The sequence below is a fragment of the Pedobacter sp. ok626 genome, from assembly GCF_900100435.1.
In the GTDB taxonomy this organism is placed as follows: domain Bacteria; phylum Bacteroidota; class Bacteroidia; order Sphingobacteriales; family Sphingobacteriaceae; genus Pedobacter.
In genome coordinates this window covers 21517-39857 of the sequence record NZ_FNEX01000006.1, presented here as the reverse complement: position 1 = coordinate 39857, position 18341 = coordinate 21517, and the positions used below count along the sequence as shown (strand labels likewise).

At 40.3% G+C, this 18341-nt stretch carries 16 protein-coding genes; 5 read left to right on the top strand and 11 right to left on the bottom strand.

What is annotated here, in order from left to right; all coding sequences use genetic code 11:
- Both BLS35_RS10100 and BLS35_RS10095 read left to right on the top strand, forming a co-directional pair.
- Positions 1-264 carry an acyl carrier protein gene (locus BLS35_RS10100; protein ID WP_090780978.1) on the top strand — a complete coding sequence of 88 codons (264 nt, stop codon included), beginning with the start codon at positions 1-3 and terminating at the stop codon, positions 262-264.
- Complete coding sequence (locus tag BLS35_RS10095; protein WP_090780499.1) at positions 251-721, top strand: 4'-phosphopantetheinyl transferase family protein; 471 nt, start codon at positions 251-253, stop codon at positions 719-721. Before BLS35_RS10100 ends, BLS35_RS10095 begins: the two co-directional genes overlap by 14 nt.
- A 2-nt stretch (positions 722-723) precedes the next feature.
- On the opposite strand, the gene BLS35_RS10090 is transcribed toward BLS35_RS10095, so the two are convergent.
- From BLS35_RS10090 to BLS35_RS27735, 9 genes are all read right to left on the bottom strand, one after another.
- A complete protein-coding gene (locus tag BLS35_RS10090; RefSeq protein WP_090780496.1) occupies positions 724-1890 on the bottom strand; it encodes a thioredoxin family protein in 1167 nt (388 codons plus the stop codon).
- Between the two features lie 7 nt (positions 1891-1897).
- A complete protein-coding gene (locus BLS35_RS10085) occupies positions 1898-2662 on the bottom strand; it encodes a DUF4465 domain-containing protein (RefSeq protein WP_090780494.1) in 765 nt (254 codons plus the stop codon).
- A gap of 3 nt (positions 2663-2665) precedes the next feature.
- A complete protein-coding gene (locus BLS35_RS10080) occupies positions 2666-4090 on the bottom strand; it encodes a RagB/SusD family nutrient uptake outer membrane protein (RefSeq protein WP_165973259.1) in 1425 nt (474 codons plus the stop codon).
- A 16-nt stretch (positions 4091-4106) separates the two neighbouring features.
- Entirely contained in the window at positions 4107-7487 is a 3381-nt protein-coding gene (locus tag BLS35_RS10075; protein WP_090780490.1) for a SusC/RagA family TonB-linked outer membrane protein, read from the bottom strand.
- A 75-nt stretch (positions 7488-7562) separates the two neighbouring features.
- A complete protein-coding gene (locus tag BLS35_RS10070) occupies positions 7563-8753 on the bottom strand; it encodes a FecR family protein (RefSeq protein WP_090780488.1) in 1191 nt (396 codons plus the stop codon).
- A 68-nt stretch (positions 8754-8821) separates the two neighbouring features.
- Complete coding sequence (locus tag BLS35_RS10065) at positions 8822-9391, bottom strand: RNA polymerase sigma factor (protein ID WP_090780486.1); 570 nt, start codon at positions 9389-9391, stop codon at positions 8822-8824.
- Positions 9392-9460: 69 nt separating this feature from the next.
- A complete protein-coding gene (locus BLS35_RS10060) occupies positions 9461-10342 on the bottom strand; it encodes a Ppx/GppA phosphatase family protein (protein ID WP_090780484.1) in 882 nt (293 codons plus the stop codon).
- Positions 10343-10346: 4 nt separating this feature from the next.
- Positions 10347-12404, bottom strand: coding sequence for a polyphosphate kinase 1 (gene ppk1 / locus BLS35_RS10055; RefSeq protein ID WP_090780482.1), 2058 nt, complete (start codon positions 12402-12404; stop codon positions 10347-10349).
- A gap of 112 nt (positions 12405-12516) precedes the next feature.
- Positions 12517-13215: a histone gene (locus tag BLS35_RS27735; protein WP_165973260.1), complete on the bottom strand. Its 699-nt coding sequence runs from the start codon at positions 13213-13215 to the stop codon at positions 12517-12519.
- Positions 13216-13313: 98 nt separating this feature from the next.
- Between BLS35_RS27735 and BLS35_RS10045 the strand changes: the two genes are divergently transcribed.
- Both BLS35_RS10045 and BLS35_RS10040 read left to right on the top strand, forming a co-directional pair.
- Positions 13314-13805, top strand: a complete 492-nt coding sequence (locus BLS35_RS10045) for a YajQ family cyclic di-GMP-binding protein (RefSeq protein WP_090780478.1) — start codon at positions 13314-13316, stop codon at positions 13803-13805.
- Positions 13805-14248, top strand: a complete 444-nt coding sequence (locus BLS35_RS10040; RefSeq protein ID WP_090780477.1) for a GNAT family N-acetyltransferase — start codon at positions 13805-13807, stop codon at positions 14246-14248. The genes BLS35_RS10045 and BLS35_RS10040 overlap by 1 nt, the downstream gene beginning before the upstream one ends.
- Here BLS35_RS10040 and BLS35_RS10035 read toward each other — a convergent pair.
- Positions 14245-15558: a nicotinamide mononucleotide adenylyltransferase gene (locus BLS35_RS10035; RefSeq protein ID WP_090780475.1), complete on the bottom strand. Its 1314-nt coding sequence runs from the start codon at positions 15556-15558 to the stop codon at positions 14245-14247. The two genes, BLS35_RS10040 and BLS35_RS10035, sit on opposite strands and share 4 nt — an antisense overlap.
- Before the next feature lie 133 nt (positions 15559-15691).
- Between BLS35_RS10035 and BLS35_RS10030 the strand changes: the two genes are divergently transcribed.
- Positions 15692-17392, top strand: a complete 1701-nt coding sequence (locus tag BLS35_RS10030) for an ABC transporter ATP-binding protein (RefSeq protein WP_090780976.1) — start codon at positions 15692-15694, stop codon at positions 17390-17392.
- Here BLS35_RS10030 and BLS35_RS10025 read toward each other — a convergent pair.
- Entirely contained in the window at positions 17389-18267 is an 879-nt protein-coding gene (locus BLS35_RS10025; RefSeq protein ID WP_090780473.1) for a mechanosensitive ion channel family protein, read from the bottom strand. The genes BLS35_RS10030 and BLS35_RS10025 overlap by 4 nt on opposite strands.
- Positions 18268-18341 lie beyond the last annotated feature (74 nt).

Here is an 18341-nt window from a genome sequence, read left to right as displayed (position 1 = left end):
ATGGATAGAGAAGACCTTGTAGCAAAATTGAAAGAAATTGTTGCTCCTTACACCCATGACAAAGACTCTTTAGCAACCATTAGCCCATCCACAGATTTCATTAAAGACCTTAAGATTAATTCGGCCAACCTGGTGGATGTAATTTTAGATGTAGAAGAAGAATTTGATATTGAAATTGACAACATGGAAATGGCTCGAATGCTCAATGTGGGTGAAACCATATCAATAATTGAAGATAAACTAAAAGCGCTTGATAGGAAATGACATTGTTGATTTAAGCCAGGCCGCAAAAGAAAGCAACTGGAAAAGGGCAGGATACCTGGAGAAGCTATTTACCATGGCCGAAAGGTTTCTGATTCACGTTGCAAAAGACCCGGAAGCTATGGTATGGTTACTATGGACGATGAAAGAATCTGCTTATAAAGCACATACAAAAGATACTAAAATAAGAACCTTTGCCCCAAGCCAGATTTTCTGTAACAACGTCATTGTACATCCAACATTGGCGACCGGCAATGTGATTTATATGGGGCATCTGTATTATACACAAAGCACGCTATCTGAGGCCTATATCCATACCATTGCAGGCGAAAAAACAGGGGTATTGAAACACTCGAAGCTTAAAATAAGCGATTATGATGAGTCCGATAGCGCTTACAGAAACAGCAATCCCGCTTCTGTAAGTCACCACGGCAAGTACCTTGCACTTATTTACTTGTAAGCTTAATTCATATCTGTCCAGTTCAGCTTATCCTTCTCCGGATTTAGTGCTCTTTCCTGCAGACTTTTCTTATGTTCACGCAGACGTTTTTGCTCTGATTCGACAGGACGCTCCGCAATAAGTTCGTCACACCACCTAATCGGATATTGTAAGGCTTTCCCATCATTGCAATACATAATAAACTGCGTCACCATCATGTCTTTAAAGCTGCTGCCTGCACGTCCTTTAAGGATGTTAAAAGAATAGATCTGATCTACTTCCTGCCCTACCTTAGTCCAGTCTTTATATTTATGTTCCGCCGGAACCAGGTAACACAACCATTCAGTGGCCTTAGGATAGTCGGTTTTACGAGCATAGTTCAGCACAATGGAAAACTTCGGATCATCAATAGGCGGCTTGTGGCCGTACAAATAGAAAATAGACTTTTCGCTATATAATTTATTGATCTTACCCTCAACCATACTCTGGCCAAACAACTTGTAGAATTCCAACCTGTTGTCGAACATATACATCATTTCCCTACTCGCTAAATCTTGATTAAACTTATAGAAAACCTTCCATACGTCAGGGTCTTTGATCCGCTCCACAGGACCTTCCAAAAACTTTGATACAACCTGGTTCATCTTCTCTGTTTCACTGGCGTTATGTAGGGCCTCCAGATATTTCAGTACAAACTTAGCTTCTCTGTTGCCCTCCGCATATGATTTGCTTAAGGCTACAAAATTGTTTTTAGGATCCAGCCCTTGTTTAAATCTTTGCATCAATTGCTGTCCATCAACTTTACCCGCCATCCTGTGCATCAACACACCATTTTGATCCATGATTAACAATACCGGCTCCCCTTCTACCTTGTACAACTTTCTTAAACGGTCTTTCTCCTTGCCCACATTATAATCCACACTCACAAATCTTTCATTGATGAAATCCGCCACACTATCCAGGGTAAGTACTTCTTTTTTAATATACAAACAAGGCTTACAAGTGATGGAACCAAAATCAAGGAAGATCAATTTATTCTTCTCTTTCGCCATTTTCAGTACATCGTCAAAGGCCAGGTTCTCCTTCAGATCTACTCTCCTGTTTTGAGCATAAGCCATGTTGCTCATACTCCATGTTAAAAATAACACTACGCCAATAAGCTGTGACGTTCTAAATAAATAATTGTTCATAGTTGTATTAGTTTATATTTTCTGTAAATCTTATGCCATCCAGGCAAAAATAATTTGGGGTATTCATCACACCGTTCGTTTGATCAGTAGATTCCAGATAGAACACGACTTTGTCGACTTTTCCGAGCGACAGCAATGAAACAGGCATCCAATCGGTAACCGTAAAACTTCTTTTTAAAGCGTCAGAACTTCTATCGGCCAGTAAAAAACTGACTGTACCAGTTTCTACATTATTTAAAAGTCCTTTTATAATGACCTTTAAATTGTCTTTTCTGGCTACGCTCATGATTGTTGTCCCCGGGGCAAAAGTATTACCGACAGTTGAATTGCCAGGTCCATACATAATTGTTTGATACACCTGCACCGTATTGCCCACTAAAATTTTATCGATTTGTATTGGCCGTGACAATTGAATAAAAGCATCATCACCTTTTGGCCGTACGACCAAAAAATTCCCGCCCGCGTGTGGTGTAAGGGTGTAAACACTAAACCGCGTGGAATCTACCAGATTAGCTGCAGTGACAAAGTTTTTATAGTTCCTGTTGGATATTGCAAAACCGCTCCAATCGTTATTTTCGTGCTTTACATTGAAGGTCGCAATAGTACTTGTAAAACTTTCGGCTGGGATTTTATGGGTAAACCTACCAATCTTAAATTCTTCAAAAAGTAAATCTGTTGGTAACAAAACCACCTGATCAACTAGCTTGCCTTCCTTTTTACAGGAAGTAAACGCGATGGCGATGACCATATAGATATATATAATTCGTTTCATAGCTTAATAACTTAGTTGTTCGTAACCCGGATTCTGATTAATTAATTTATTGAACTTCATTTCTGAGGAAGGAATTGGCCATATAATTCTGTTCATATCAACAACCACAGAAGTGCTTCTGAACTCCTGTAATAGTGGATTTCCAGCAGCATCCTTTAAACGAAGTGAAGACATCCAGTCTGCATCGTTCTCCAGATTTAACTCATTAAGGATCTCCGTAAACAGTATTTTTTCGAAGGCAACCTTGGTACTGGCAGATAGTGGCAACAGATGTGACCGATCTCTAATAAAATTGATCGGCTCCATACTTTGTATAAAAGTAGCACCCGTTTTTTGAAGCAGTTCGCCCTTCATCAGATACAGTTCGGTAAGCCTTAAATGATAAGTAGTATACTTGTCATTGTCGCCCCCTACCTGACGCCCTAATCTGCATAGTTTTTTGGGCGCCCATTTCAGGGTGTTGTTTCCCGTTATTGGCGATTTCACATTTCCCCAGCCTTCGACATGCCTTGGATCTGTTCCAATCACTGCATTTCCTTGCGGAGTGATGCCCATAGTTGCATAATTGTAGCCATAAGTATAGTTATAGGCAGTCACCACATCATCTGTTTTTTCCCGGTAACGACAAAACAGTAGCTCCTTAGAATCCCAGCTATTTGCATAAAGGGCTGTTAAGGAAGGTTCTAATTTGGCACCAGCCGCTTCAGTTTCAGAAATCACCTGATTTACTAAAGCCAAGGCGGTGATATAGTCATCTGCCCATCCCCTGTTTAGCAGCAGTTTTGCTTTCAACGCTTTTGCCAGCTGTTTAGAAAAACGTTTATTAGAATAAAATCCAGGAGCATTTGCAATCGCGAAATCCAGATCTGAAATAATTTTCTCGTAGCTGGTTTTTACATCCAGACGCTCCTGATAAACATTACCTAACGTAGACAGTTCGCTTTTATAGATCAGACCAAACTTAGATCCGGGCTGATCAAACCACCTGGCAAAATACCATAAGGCGTAGATATGGGTAAATGCCCGCAGGCCATATGCCTCGCCAAGGAATTCCGATTTGGCATTTCTGTTTTTAAATTGTTCGACTGGCAGGTTACCAATCCCATCAATGGCAGCATTGGCATTATTTGCTGCGATATAAAATGCTTTCCAAAGGGCCTCATTATCACCCGTAGCACTCATATTAAATGAATAAGCCCCATTGTTATAATTAATAATGCCCAGCATTGAACTAAACCCTCCGGTAAAACGAGCCGTCCAGTCATTGGTACTGATTCCGGCATAAGCGCCATTGAGCAAGCTTTTTGCGGAAGCTTCGTCAGTTACCGCAAGCTCTGGGGTTAGTAAATATAAAGGTTCCTGAGTGATGAATTTTTGACACCCGCTAAGGCTAAATATCAAAAAACATACGTATAAATATCTTTTCATGTTCATCGATTTTAATTTACTTTAAAGAATATCTTGCACTTAAATTAAAGGACCTGATGGTGGGGTACGTACCATAATCGGTACCCATGCCTGCGGCGCCACCTGTTAAGCGGAAATTCCCTTCTGGATCAATACCGTTATAGTTGGTGATTACAAACACATTAGATACGGATGCAGAAAAATCTAAACCACCTTTGAGATGCCTTTGTGCCCATTTATCTGGTAACCTATAATTGATCCTTACTTGCGAAAGTTTCAGATAATCTGCCTTTGAAAGCCAGTAGTCTGAAAAGATATTGGAAGAACCTTCGCCATATGACATTCTTGGCCATTGCGACTGGCGGTTATCAGGTGACCAGCTGTCCAAAACATAATCTGGATAATTTCTCATAAAAAGTCCAACACCGTACCAGTTTGCAGAGTTGGTATACCAATACCTTAAACTGCCTTTGCTATACGTAAAATTCAAGTTTAAGCTGAAATTTCCCTTTCTGAAATTGGTACCGAAACCACCAAAATATTTGGGTTGTGAAGTCCCCAATGGAACCATATCGGCATTGTTTACAATTCCATCTCCATTTACATCTTCAAATTTCAGATCGCCCGGTCTGATGTTTGGCAATCCATTCTGATACCAGATTTTGCCTCCGGTTGCGGGATTGATGGAAGATAAAAGATTGTATTCTTCCATGGACTGATAATAGCGTCCAGTCCATTTGTAGCCGTACCATTGCCCCATTGGCTGTCCTTCCTCCATCCTAATGGCCAAGGCATTACCTGCATAGAGGTCAAGGAATTTATCCACGCCATTGATTTTCTGAACACTGGATTTATTGGTTGCAATGTTAAAATTAACAGAAAGGCTCATGTCCTTTTTTCTGAAGACATTATAATCTATATAAAACTCGACTCCCCGGTTTTGGATTGTCGCGATGTTTTCCTTTACGGTAATAAATGCACTGCTGGATGGGATACTTTTGTTGTAGATGATGTCACTGGTCAGCTTATCATAAAATCCTATAGAGCCTGTGATTTTATTTTTGAAAAAGCCGTAATCAAAAGCAACTTCCTTGGTCAATGTTTCTTCCCATCTTAAATTGACGTTACCCAGTTGACTAGGTGCAAATCCTGGCTGTTCTTCAAATTGCGCTGCACTATAAAGTGTTCGCCAGTCATTGTTCCCCAATACCTGAGAGCCCGAAAGTCCATAGGAACCTCTTAACTTAAGTAGGCTAAACACATCCGCATTGAGGTTTTTCATAAAACCTTCTTTACTCAATATCCAGGCTATAGCACCAGAAGGAAATAAACCCCATCGTTTGTCGGGACCAAACCTGGAAGACCCATCAGCCCTGAAAGTAAAAGTTGCCAGGTACTTATCGTTTAATTTGTAATTCAACCTGGTAAACGCGGATACCAGCGCCATCGTGTACTCATTAGAGGTTGGCTTCAAAGGCGTAGTTCCGCTATTTAAATTGGTCATAATATCCTGATCAGGAAAATTCTGGACCCCTACAGAAAAAGTTTTAAATCTCCCCTGCTCCATAGAAAAACCACCCAACAAGTCCAGATCGTGAATCTTATTTATTAATCGGGTATACTTTACTGTATTTTCAAATGCCCAGTTACTAGATTCCGATTGCGTAATATTAGCCTGTCCTTTATGTGTACTGTAAGCGGCACCTTCTCTGGTAAAACGATCGTTAACAGTTAGGTTATAATTGATGGAGACATTTGATTTAAAAACCAGATTTTTAATTGGCGTGAACTGAATAAAAGATGAGCCATTTAACCCTCTTCTGGAAGACAGATCCCTGTTTTTAAGAAAGTTTAACGGACTTTCTTCATTAAAGCCCGGATCAAAAACTTTACCATCTGCTGTATACATCGGAAAATCAGGTCTGAAGTTCCAGATTTTATCGATCATGTTATCTTTATTGTTTAGTTCCGAATTGGATCCATTGACCATAAGTCCAATTAAAAGCTGGGTAGAGATTTTCGAATCCAGGTTTATCCGACCAGAAAAACCCCTTCTACTGCTTCCTTTTACGATTCCGTCTTGCTGGGGGATCCCCACAGAAACGTAATAGTTACTGGCCTCTCCTCCTCCTTTTAACGAGACATCCAATTTTCTTTCTACGGCATTTCGTGTCAGCTCTTTCCACCAATCCGTTTGTCCATCAAAAAATGCAGTAGATAAAAATGGGGCAGAGAAATAATCTACTTCTACTCCCGGAACTATCTTCGTTTCATCAAGCACAGTTAAAATTGCCCCGGACCCTTTTGAACCGGATGTGGCAAAATAATTCCTTGTGGCATCCGTAATCACCCGTTTAAATTCGTCGCTGGTTAACGTTTTGAAGTTATCGCGTTGTACTTGAATCCCCTGGTTGTAAGACACATCGATCTGTGGCTTTTTAAATTTCTTGCCAGTTTTGGTGGTTACAATGATCACCCCATTGGCTGCCCTGGAACCATAAATCGCTGTAGAGGAAGCATCTTTCAGAATGTCGACAGATTCAATATCGTTGATGTTGTAATCGTACAGGAGCTGGCCAACATCATTATTGTTTACGTTGTACTGTGGTACACCATCAATTACCCAAAGCGGCTGGCTATTGCCCGTTAGGGAGGTATTCCCCCTGATCATGACCGAAACTCCAGCGCCCGGTGCGCCATTAGCTACCATAACATTTACACCGGCAGCTTTACCCTGAATCATCGATGCGATGTCCGCATGTGGTGGTGCACCCTCTAATTCCGCTTCCGTGACCCTGGTTACAGATCCTGTTAAATCTATCGCCTTTCTACGACCATAACCGATGTTGATTTCTACGGCTTCGAGTTCGGCACTAGATGCTTTTAGGACAATATTGCCCATGTTTGCTGCGGCTGATATTTCTCTCTTTTCGTAGCCCAAATAAGAGATTAATATTTTTCCTTTTATAGGCAGATTTACCAGCTTAAAAAATCCCTGACCATCGGTAGTGGTTGTAGACTTACTGTCGACATGGGTTACGGTTGCTCCGGCTATCGGGTTTCCTGTTTCATCTATGACTTTTCCCTGGATCAGGCTTTGCTGGCGAAAAGCTGCCCCAGGTTTAATCACTACGATATTTTTAGTAATAGAATAATCAAGTGCATTTGCTTTGAGTACTTTATCCAGTACCTCATTTATACTGGCGTTTTTTATAGAAATATCAAATCTATTGGTATTGTTAATTAATCCTTCAGGATAAAAGAAATCATAACCGTATGTTACTCTAAGGTCCTTTAAAATATCATTAAGACTGCTGCCTTTTTTTATTAAAGAAATAGATTGACTATGTGCATTTACGGTATTAAAAGTTAGTATGAGGCCCATTAAGGACAATAGAATCACCTTCTTAATAGTCATTTCATTGTGGGTTAAATATCAAAATTGGTTTAGTTGGCCGACCGTTCAGATCTATAGGTATGGTAAGTTTTTGTATTAGTTCTCCATCAAGATCACCTCCTTTCTTTCTACGTTGATCTTATACTTCATCCTACCGGTAGCGGCCAACATGTCTAATACAGTAATTAAACTTTGCTGTCTGGATACCTGTCCGGAATAATTGAAGCCTTTAAAGCTCCCTTCATAAACGACGTGGATATTATACCATCTTTCTATCTTTTTCATAATGGAAAAGAGATGTGCTTTTTCGAACACAAAATCACCGTTTTTCCAGGCGACTGCATTATTTACATCAATGGTATTGACTTGTATGCCTCCGCCTTTAGTATCCAGATAAGCCTGCTGCCCGGGCACCAGAACAACATCTCCGTTCTTTTTAGCATCCACCATCACGCTTCCGGTTAAGAGGCTGGTTGCAATAAAGCCATCGTCCTCATAATTGGAGATGTTAAATGAAGTGCCCAGAACTTTGACATCGTAACCTTTCATTTTTACTTTGAAAGGTTTGTTATTGAGGTGTACGACTTCAAAATAGGCTTCCCCATCGAGGGTTACTGTCCGCTCCTGAGCCGAAGCAAAGCTGGACGGGAATTTTAAGGAAGAAGATGCATTTAGCCAGACTTTTGTGCCGTCGGGCAGGTTGACTTGATATTGTCCACCTTTGGGAGTTTCAATAGTGTTGAAATTGATTTGAGCTGTTTTATTAGGAATGACAGAAGGGACCATGGTATAAACCAATTGTCCGTCTTTTGATTTGGTGATGATGATATCCGATTCTTTACTTAGCTGACCATTTTGAGCGTCTGTGAGACTGATTCTCCTTCCATTGGCAAGTGTAAGAATAGCCTTATTTCCGCCAGGCCGAAAGTCCTTCTGAGCCGTTGAGGTATTGAACCCGGTCTTGTCCCTATGTACTTTTAAATAGATCAACGAGCTAAGCAAGATTAAAATAGCGGCAGCATATTTAATCCATTTAACATCCCATAGTTTTTTAATGGTTTTGGAAGGTTGGAGCTGTAGCCGGAGTTCATGCCATTTGGCATCGGTATTGAAATCATGGATTTCTGTATAGCTTTCGCTTAAGGCCTTAATATGGCGAAGCTCTGTAAGCAACTCACGCTCCTCTGGACTGAGGTCGGTATGATCGACCTGTTGGTTCTGTTCCTGATGAAGTATAGCCAAAACCTTTTCCCATTGGGATTGGTTTTCAAAATAGTTTTTATCCATGTTCAACTATAAGTCGCAAGGAATGACTTATAGGGTTACTGGAAAATCAAAAAAAACAAAATAATCAACTAAACACCTAACAGTAAGTAGTTTAAAATCATCGAAAAGAGTATTGGCCCAGCTTTTAAGCGAAGTGAAGCATAGGCTTTTACCATTTGGCTTTTTACGGTGTTGATAGAAATGCCAAGCATCTCTGCAATTTGGGCGTAAGTATAATTACCTGTGGTGCTGAGCAATAATATTCGCTTACGCTCGGTCGGCAATTCATCAATCAACTTCAGTATTTTAAGTTCTAGTCCCTCCTCATCAGCAGCCTTAAATGCGGCTTCCATAGGATCTTCGTAACTTGGATAATCGTACTCGCTGATTCGTTTAATAACCGTTTCCTGACTGCGAAGCCAGGAAATACTTTTATACTTAATTGATCTGCAGGCATAGGCTTCAAAACTGGTATGAAGTTTTATTTTATCCTGCCGCTCCCAGAAATTGATAAAAAACTCCTGTACAATATCTTCAGCTATAAAAGGATCTTTTACATGGTTGACTGCAATCATGCAAAGAAATTTGTGGTTCTTGCGGAAAAGCACTTCTAGTGTTTCGAAGTTGAGCTCTTCTACCTTCTTCTGATGCCGTTCCATGGCCTAAAATATTGATAAATTCCGTAAGTACGAAACTTACAGCTCACAAAATCCGCACTATCTATGCCCTTACCTTAGATTTTCTTCAATCAACAAGCTGATGATTCCATCAACAAGACCAACTTTAGGCACATAGATCTGCTTGATACCTGTCCACTTTAATAGTGTAATGTAAATTTCGCAAGCCGGTATAATTACATCCGCCCGATCTGGATTTAAGCCAAAAACATTGATCCGCTCTTTCAGAGAATGTGAATTGAGCTGGTTATAAAGCGATTTCAGCTTTAAGAAGGTTAAAGGATTCCCATCTTTCTCGTCCGACATGCGGAAAAGCTTATTGATATTCCCACCAGTACCAATACCAGCAAGGTTTTTTAAAGATTTAGTGTTTTCCTTTACCCAATCCCTCATTTCGTCCCAGGTTTCATCTTTATCCTGGTTATCCAGGATACGAATCGTTCCAATATCAAAAGATTTGGAAGCTATGGGCACCCTATTTACAAATACAGAAAGTTCGGTACTACCACCGCCCACATCAATGTACAAATAACTCTTTTTGATATCCAGATTTTCTTCGATATGATTGGCATAAATGATATTGGCTTCTCTTTGCCCCTCGATAATCTCGAGATCCACATCAGTGATTTGCTTTACCTTTTTGATGATGGCTGCGCCATTCTCTGCTTCACGCATGGCCGAAGTGGCGCAAGCTAAATAAGCAGACACATGGTATACGTCCATCAGGTTTTTAAATGCCGACATAGTCTTCAACAGCTCTTCTACTTTACGATCGGAAATGCGACGATCTAAAAAAGCATCATCTCCTAAACGTAACGGAACCCGAACAAGGGTATTTTTTTTAAAACTAAAACCGTTATCACTCTTAGAGATGTCAGCAATTAATAATCTAACCGCATTTGAACCGATATCTATGGCAGCGTATCTTAACATGTATTTACTGGTGTTTATTTTTTAAGTAATTATAGGTTTGTACCTGCGCCCTGATTTTTGTTTTCAGGTTGTTTTTGTGGTACTTATTATTGTTTAAGCGGGTAATGTCCCTGGCCTTAACATTGTCTTGCAATTGAAACTCGATGATGTCTCTGATCTCCTGTTTGGCATCTTTATCCAGTACTGGAAAGCCTACTTCTACCCGATGTTCAAAGTTGCGGCTCATTAAATCAGCCGAAGAAAGATACATTTCTTCCTTGCCATTGTTACCATAAATAAATACCCGGGCATGCTCCAGAAATTTATCTATAATACTGATGACTGTAATGTTTTCACTATAGCCTTTAATACCGGGAACCAGGGTGCAAATCCCACGGACTATGAGTTTAATCAGTACACCGGCGTTGCTGGCCTCGTATAGCTTTTCTACGATGCCTTCATCTGCCAGACTATTCACTTTTAAGATCAGGTAGGCGGGCTTACCCGAACTGGCAAACTTAATTTCGCGATCTATCAGTTGATAAAACTTCTCTCTGGACTCGAGTGGCGACACAATCAGGTGTTTAAATCCTCTCATCACCGTCTTGTTGTTTAAGGCTTTAAAGAGCTTAATAAGGTCCGTCGTAATTTCCTTTTTAGCCGTAAAAATACTATGATCACAATAAATCCTGGCGGTTTTCTCGTTGAAATTACCCGTTGCCAGGTTAGCATAGTAAACTGCTCTGCCCTTTTCCATTCTTTTGACCAGACAGATCTTAGAATGCACTTTATAATCGGTTAAGCCATAATTTACGTTTACCCCTTCTTCTTCTAACCGGCTGGTCCAGGCAATATTGGCCCTTTCATCAAACCTGGCCTTTAACTCAACCAGACAATTCACCTTTTTTCCGTTTTTAGCCGCATTGATCAAGGCATTGATAACCCTCGAGTTCTCTGCCAATCGGTACAAAGTGATGTTGATTTCAGTCACCTTTGGGTCAATAGCCGCTTCGCGAAGGAAAAGAATGATATAATCGTAGGATTGATAAGGCAGGTTAATTAAGTAATCCTTCTCCTGAAGTTTATTGAAAATACTTTCGGTGCGGTGTAAGCCATGAACCTTTAAGGGCACATTTGGTTTGTACTCCAAATCAGGACTACCCACATTTGGGAAGGCGATAAAATCGCCAAATCGATGGTATTGGTTGCCAGGAATAAGCCCTTCGGCCTCAATTTTCAATTTATTGATCAGTACCGTCAGCATTTCGAAAGGCATTTCCGTATCGTACAATAAACGCATAGGCTTGCCCTTTTTACGCTTATCGAGGCTGGCTTTTAATTCTTCAATAAATTTATCACTTACATTTTTATCAATATCCAATTCTGCATCACGGGTAAGCTGGATAGAATAGGCTTCCATGTTATCATAATTGAAAACATAAAAGATATCATCCATGCAATACTTAATGATGTCTTCGGCAAGGATAATGAATTTTAAGCCATTGGTTTCGGGCAGCACCAGGAACCTTGGCAGATCGGGAGGTAGCTCGATCAGCGCATATTTTTCATTCTTACCTGCTGTGTTTTTAGAGAGGCGGACAAAAAAGTACAAGTACCGGTTTTTTAATTCCGGAAAAGGCTTGTCCAGATCGATCATGATGGGCACCAGGTTAGACAGAATTTTGTCTCTGAAATGGTTCCTTACAAACTCGCCCCTGGCAACATTTAGCTGGGTATCATTTAATATAAAAATCCGGTTTTGAGCCAGTTCATTGATCAGCGTAGCTCTAAATAACTGCTCGAACTTACGTTCCTGCTTTACAACGATGTTTTTGATTTCGTTTAAGATCTTTTTAGGGTTAAAACCTAGTAAGGCCTTGGCTTTATCATTTAGATTGGTCAGTCGACTTAAAGTGGCTACCCTAACCCTATAAAACTCCTCCAGGTTAGAGGAGAAAATGGATAGGAACTTTATCCGTTCTATTAAAGGAACAGTATCATCGGCGGCTTCCTGCAAAACCCGTTCATTAAAGTACAACCAACTGATCTCTCTGTTTAGAAATGGAGCCTTTTTCTTCGTCATGTATTAAATCAAAAAAATCCCTGTTCAAAACAGGGATGCTCAAAACTGCGAATTCTATTGTTAAGGAATTGTTAATTATCAAGCAATTATCCAATTTTCTCCTAACACATCCTTATTTGCTTTCCGAATCAGTCTTTACAGGCGTTACTGCAGTACCATTAGGCGCAGTCGTTGCTACTGGCTCAGCTGCTTTTTTTACCTCTGGAGTTGCTGCTGCTGGTTTCGCTGCTGCTTTAGCTACAGGAGCTTTACTTGCTGCAGGTTTCGGAGCTGCCTTAGCTGCTGGTTTTGCCGCTGCTGGACTTGCTTTTTTTACCGGAGCTTTTGCTGGTGCTGGTTTTGTGGCAGTCTTAACTGCTGAGGCAACCGCTTTTGCTACAGGTTTAATGGCATTCGCTGCTTTTTCTTCAGTAGCAATGGCCGCAACTTTAACACTTTGTACCACTGGTTTAACTGCTGCTGTAGCACCCTTAACTACCTTTTTGGCTTTTTTAACGTCTTTAGAAACTTCTTTCTTCACTTCCTTCTGAATGGCTTCGGCTTTCTTTTTCGCTTTTTTAATCGTTTTTTTGTTCGCCTTTCTCGCCTCATCAATGTTACGCTCTACGGCTAATTTAACATGTTGAAATCTTTTCGATAATTTTTTGGCCACAAACTTACTCACCAAAGCTATATCATCCCCAATCTTCTCTGCATCTTGCCCTAGCTGCTTAACAGATTCAAGAATTTTCTCTGCCAGGCTTTTTTCGAATTGTTTTTTAACATCCTTTTTTGCCACTTTTTTTTGCACTTTTGACTTACTGGTTTTCATATGCATTTACTTTAATTGTTTTATATTTGTTGAGTTGGATTTCCGACCAAATAATTAATTAAATCTAATCTATTTTTTATACTAAAGCCATAATAATCATGCCCACTTTCGATATAGTAAGCAAAGTAGACGCGCAAACACTAGATAACGCGATGAACAATGCTAAAAAAGAAATCCTGAACCGTTATGATTTCAGTACTTCTAAAAGCACAATTGATCACGATAAAAAAACCAACGTAATTACTATTGTTACAGAGGATGATATGCGTTTAAAAGCCATCCAGGATGCCATCATTTCACGTATGGTGAAGCAAAATCTGGATTCTAAATGCCTTGATTTCGGTAAGGAAGTATATGCTTCTGGCAACATGATCAGGAAAGAAATATCCATTAAAGAGGGTATTGACAAGGAAACAGCTAAAAAAATCGTTGCTAAAATTAAAGCGAGCGGCTTAAAAGTACAGCCTTCGATGATGGACGATCAGGTTAGAGTTCAAAGCAAAAGTATTGACGACCTACAGGCCGTAATTTCACTTTGCAGAGGCGAAGATTTTGGACAACCATTACAGTTCATCAACATGCGAAACTAATGGAAATTCAAGAACAGGGATTTATCTTTTCTGATGATAAACTGAAACTTGATCCAATAGCCATTCATCACTATTTAAGTACACAATCGTACTGGGCAAAGGACATTCCAATGGAAGTCGTTAAGACTTCTATTGAGAACTCCCTTTGCTTTGGCATCTATAAGGAATCCAAACAAATAGGTTTTGCCCGCTGGATAACAGACAAGGCTACCTTTGCGTATCTGGCCGATGTATATGTAAAAGAGGAATACCGTGGCCAGGGCCTATCTAAAAAACTGATGTCCATAATGTTATTTCACAAAGACTTACAGGGACTAAGAAGGTACATGTTGGCTACTCAGGACGCACATGGCCTATATGCTCAATTTGGTTTTAAAGCCATTGAACATCCTGAAAGACTAATGGCTGTGGTTATCCCAGATATCTATCAAAAACCGGATTAAACGGTTTTTACATCGCTCTCACTGTAATCATTAATATCCGTAATGTAACCGTTGATTTTTAAGAAATCAAACAATGGCTTCGCATCAGGCGTTACCGGCATATTGGTACTCGTGATGACTTGATTGGTCTTTTTATCGAGGTACGGATAAGCAAAAAGCTTTACGTTTTTACTAAACATATCACTCACATAGCTCAGCAGCTGACTGGTGTAATTTTCGCCGAAATTAGTGGAGTTGAATACAAATTTTAAGTTGTTGATGTTGGTGGATATGCCTACACTTTTTGGGCGACAACGATCCAGGTATTTAGCCAGTTTATTGTGTCTGGAGAAATTGGAAACAATAACCAGATTGTCTGTATTACACATTTCCTCCGCCCGCTTAGCCACTGCTCTTAAATCGATACTATCTGGATTTTCATGACTAGAACTCAGTACATTTGACATCAATACCTCAATCAATACACTAAGATTATCTTCCTTCACATTTTCGGTAATCACGAACTGTTCTACCGCTTTATTTAACATGCTAAAGTTGGGATTTGATTTCTGCTCGTACTTGGTCCGCAAAATCATAATGTCTTTCTTGTACAGCAGATCTTTTGGTAAACATGGCTTACCCTTAGCATCAAATATAGCCGCATCAGAGAAATCTTTAACAATCAGGTACAGGTTTAGCAGGATGTTGTTTACATCTTTAAATACCGGCCCATTTACCGAGATCAGGTCAATCTCCACAGAACCGATAGTCAGGTTATCCGCCAATGACTCGATCATTGTCCTTGGATCCTGATTAAAGTAAAATGCAGCATAAACCAGGTTCACACCTATGATTCCCAAGACATTTTGTTGCAATGCAGCATCAGTATCCAGTAGGCGTACATGGAAAAATATTTCGTTAGGCTCCCCTCCCGGCTCAGCCTGGAAACGGATACCGATCCAGCCATGTGGATCGTTGGATTTGTTATAGTTTAAGGTGGTAACCGTATCTGCAAAGGCGAAAAAAGTGCGGTCTTCGTATTTCTCTCCATTTAAACGTTCAGTTAACAAACTGAACTCAACTCCCAGCATTTTTAACAATCGGGACTCACTCACATACCTACCCGAAGCTTCGGCACCATAAATCACATCACTAAAAGTCATGTCGTAAGCCGACATAGTTTTTGCTACAGTACCAGATGCAGCTCCGGCTGTAAAAAAGTTACGGGCAACTTCTTGTCCTGCACCTATTTCGGCAAAAGTCCCGTAAATTTTAGGGTTTAAGTTAATCTTTAAAGCTTTACGCTTGGTATCAAGAATTTCTCTTTCCATGCCGCAAAATTAAGCAAACAAGCCGAATATATGGCAAAAAAGCAGGTTTAATATGAAATAGTCCAAGAGAAAGATTATCACTACATTCGTATATTGGATATCAACAATGGACAGAGGAGCTAAAACCACACAGATGCTAAACGTCAAAAATCTCGACATACAATTCCTCAATAAGGAAGACAACACCTGGCTTAAAGCAGTTAACAATGTCAGTTTCAGTATTGAAAAGGGAAAAGTATTGGGCATTGTTGGCGAGTCAGGCTCCGGAAAATCTGTAACCTCCTTTTCTATTATGCGTTTGCACGACCCGCAAAGCACCAAAATTGGTGGTGAAATAGACTTCCAACAAATCAACCTTCTCGACTTATCTGCCGAGGCCATCAGGAAGTATCGCGGGCACAAAATCGCCATGATATTTCAGGAACCTATGACCTCACTTAACCCAGTTTTCACTTGCGGTTACCAGGTCAAAGAGGCCATTATGCTGCACCAGAAAGTAGATAAACATGCAGCAAAGGCACAAACAATCGCTTTATTTAAAGAAGTGCAACTCCCTCGTCCCGAGAATATTTTCGACAGCTATCCACACCAATTGTCGGGCGGACAGAAGCAGCGGGTAATGATCGCGATGGCTTTGAGCTGCAACCCGGAGTTACTGATTGCTGACGAGCCTACAACCGCTTTGGACGTAACTGTACAAAAAACAATTTTGGAGCTTCTGCTGAAGCTAAAAACCGAACGTGGCATGGCCATGATCTTTATATCACACGACTTAGCGGTAGTGCGGGAGATTGCCGACGAAGTAGCCGTGATGTACAAAGGAGAAATTGTAGAACAAGGCCCGGCCAAAGTCTTATTTGAAACGCCGCAGCACCCCTATACCAAAGGCTTATTGGCTTGCAGACCTAGTCCACAGCGCTTATTGAAAAAACTGCCTGTAGTGGCTGATTTCTTAAATGAGAACAAGGATATGGCTGTCGCCCACTTACTGGAAGTAAACAGTTATACTCCAGAAGAAATTGCCACGCGCAGGCAAAAGCTTTATAGTACAGCACCTTTATTGCAGGTAAAGCAGCTTTGTACCTGGTATCCCATCAGTAAGGGCTTATTTGGCAAAGTAAATGACTATGTTAAAGCCGTAGATGACATTACTTTTGATGTGTTCCCAGGTGAAACATTGGGCTTGGTAGGTGAATCGGGATGCGGAAAAACAACCTTGGGACGAAGCATCATTCGTTTAGTAGAACCAACATCCGGCAGCATCCTGTTTGATGGTACCGATATGACCTCTTTAAAAACAGCAGAGCTGAGAAAAATGAGACGGGATGTACAGATTATCTTTCAGGATCCCTACTCTTCGCTAAACCCTCGTTTAACGGTGGGGAATGCATTGATGGAGCCCTTACAAGTACATCAAATGTTTGATAATGATGAACAACGTAAGGCCCATGTGATGAATTTATTAAACCGGGTAGACTTAAAGCCCGAGCACTTTAACCGTTATCCACATGAGTTTTCTGGTGGTCAACGACAACGTATTGTGATTGCCAGAGCTTTAGCTTTGCAGCCACGCTTTATCATTTGTGATGAATCTGTATCCGCCTTGGACGTGTCTGTCCAGGCTCAGGTGCTGAATTTACTGCGGGAATTGCAACTGGAATTTGGACTAACCTACATATTTATTTCTCACGATCTGGCTGTAGTAAAACACTTGTCGGACCGCATGATTGTGATGAATAAAGGTAAAATTGAAGAGCAGGGTTTTCCGGAAGATATTTACAACAACCCGCAAGCGGAGTATACCAAAAAGCTGATTGCTGCAATACCTGGTTAGTCTGTTTTGAGCGTAGCTGACAGTCGGATTAAACCCGTATTAACGGCCCTTCTGATTTCTCTTTCTTTGACTTTATCGTATCTTTTCAATAAAATCATCGCTTTAAATATCACGACATCCTTATTGATAGAGATCGTTTTAACGGTCAACCCGCCTTCCACCACATTCTCTGAATATGGTGCTATAATTTTGTTCAGATGGTTCTCTATATACTCTGGTGTATAACCATTGGCAATCGACATATCAAACTCAATACTTAGCTTTTTTATGTTCTGCTTAGACTGGTTAATAATGACAGAGCTGAACACTACAGAATTGGGAATAATCACCATATCACTATCCTCATTTTGCAGGATCATATTGATCAGGGTAATGTCTAAAATCTTCCCTTCGTGCTCCCCCATTTTGATGTGATCTCCTAGCGATAAGCGATCGGAGAACATAATAATTAGCCCGTTGATCATATTAGTCACATAGTCTTTAAAAATTAAAGCTAAAGCCGCCGCAACGATGGATACGCTAAACACAATATCTTTGAGCGTTACCTCTGACAGTGATAAAACCGCCAATCCTAAAAAGATGACATCAAGTAGAGAAACGATCCGGTTGATCCCCAGAATAAAGTTATCTTTAATGTTACTTTTAAACTTATGCTTACGGATGTACCAGTAAATAATGATTAACCTAATAATGGACACCAATAAACTGGGACCTAGAAAAATCATCAACGCTCCTGCTAACTTCCCTATCACCGGATACTCGCTATAAACAATTGGTTTATTGATATACAGATACACCAGAAAAAGGTAGACAATAGCTTTAATCAAAATCATTACGATCTCCTTACCGGTCTTTCTTTCTCTGTCTTCAATCATTTTAAATAGTAGTTAAGTTCAACAATCAGCGATGTAATCAAAGATACAAAATCCAACAATACTCGGTTCAAATT

Bases quoted from the DNA above. Each gene is read 5' to 3' on its own strand.
- BLS35_RS10060 (WP_090780484.1), bottom strand. From the start codon at position 10,342: ATGTTAAGATACGCTGCCATAGATATCGGTTCAAATGCGGTTAGATTA.
- BLS35_RS10065 (WP_090780486.1), bottom strand. From the start codon at position 9,391: ATGGAACGGCATCAGAAGAAGGTAGAAGAGCTCAACTTCGAAACACTA.
- BLS35_RS10045 (WP_090780478.1), top strand. From the start codon at position 13,314: ATGCCCACTTTCGATATAGTAAGCAAAGTAGACGCGCAAACACTAGAT.
- BLS35_RS10030 (WP_090780976.1), top strand. From the start codon at position 15,692: ATGCTAAACGTCAAAAATCTCGACATACAATTCCTCAATAAGGAAGAC.
- BLS35_RS10025 (WP_090780473.1), bottom strand. From the start codon at position 18,267: ATGATTGAAGACAGAGAAAGAAAGACCGGTAAGGAGATCGTAATGATT.
- ppk1 (WP_090780482.1), bottom strand. From the start codon at position 12,404: ATGACGAAGAAAAAGGCTCCATTTCTAAACAGAGAGATCAGTTGGTTG.
- BLS35_RS10090 (WP_090780496.1), bottom strand. From the start codon at position 1,890: ATGAACAATTATTTATTTAGAACGTCACAGCTTATTGGCGTAGTGTTA.
- BLS35_RS10075 (WP_090780490.1), bottom strand. From the start codon at position 7,487: ATGACTATTAAGAAGGTGATTCTATTGTCCTTAATGGGCCTCATACTA.
- BLS35_RS10100 (WP_090780978.1), top strand. From the start codon at position 1: ATGGATAGAGAAGACCTTGTAGCAAAATTGAAAGAAATTGTTGCTCCT.
- BLS35_RS10070 (WP_090780488.1), bottom strand. From the start codon at position 8,753: ATGGATAAAAACTATTTTGAAAACCAATCCCAATGGGAAAAGGTTTTG.
- BLS35_RS10085 (WP_090780494.1), bottom strand. From the start codon at position 2,662: ATGAAACGAATTATATATATCTATATGGTCATCGCCATCGCGTTTACT.
- BLS35_RS10080 (WP_165973259.1), bottom strand. From the start codon at position 4,090: ATGAAAAGATATTTATACGTATGTTTTTTGATATTTAGCCTTAGCGGG.
- BLS35_RS10035 (WP_090780475.1), bottom strand. From the start codon at position 15,558: ATGGAAAGAGAAATTCTTGATACCAAGCGTAAAGCTTTAAAGATTAAC.
- BLS35_RS10040 (WP_090780477.1), top strand. From the start codon at position 13,805: ATGGAAATTCAAGAACAGGGATTTATCTTTTCTGATGATAAACTGAAA.
- BLS35_RS27735 (WP_165973260.1), bottom strand. From the start codon at position 13,215: ATGAAAACCAGTAAGTCAAAAGTGCAAAAAAAAGTGGCAAAAAAGGAT.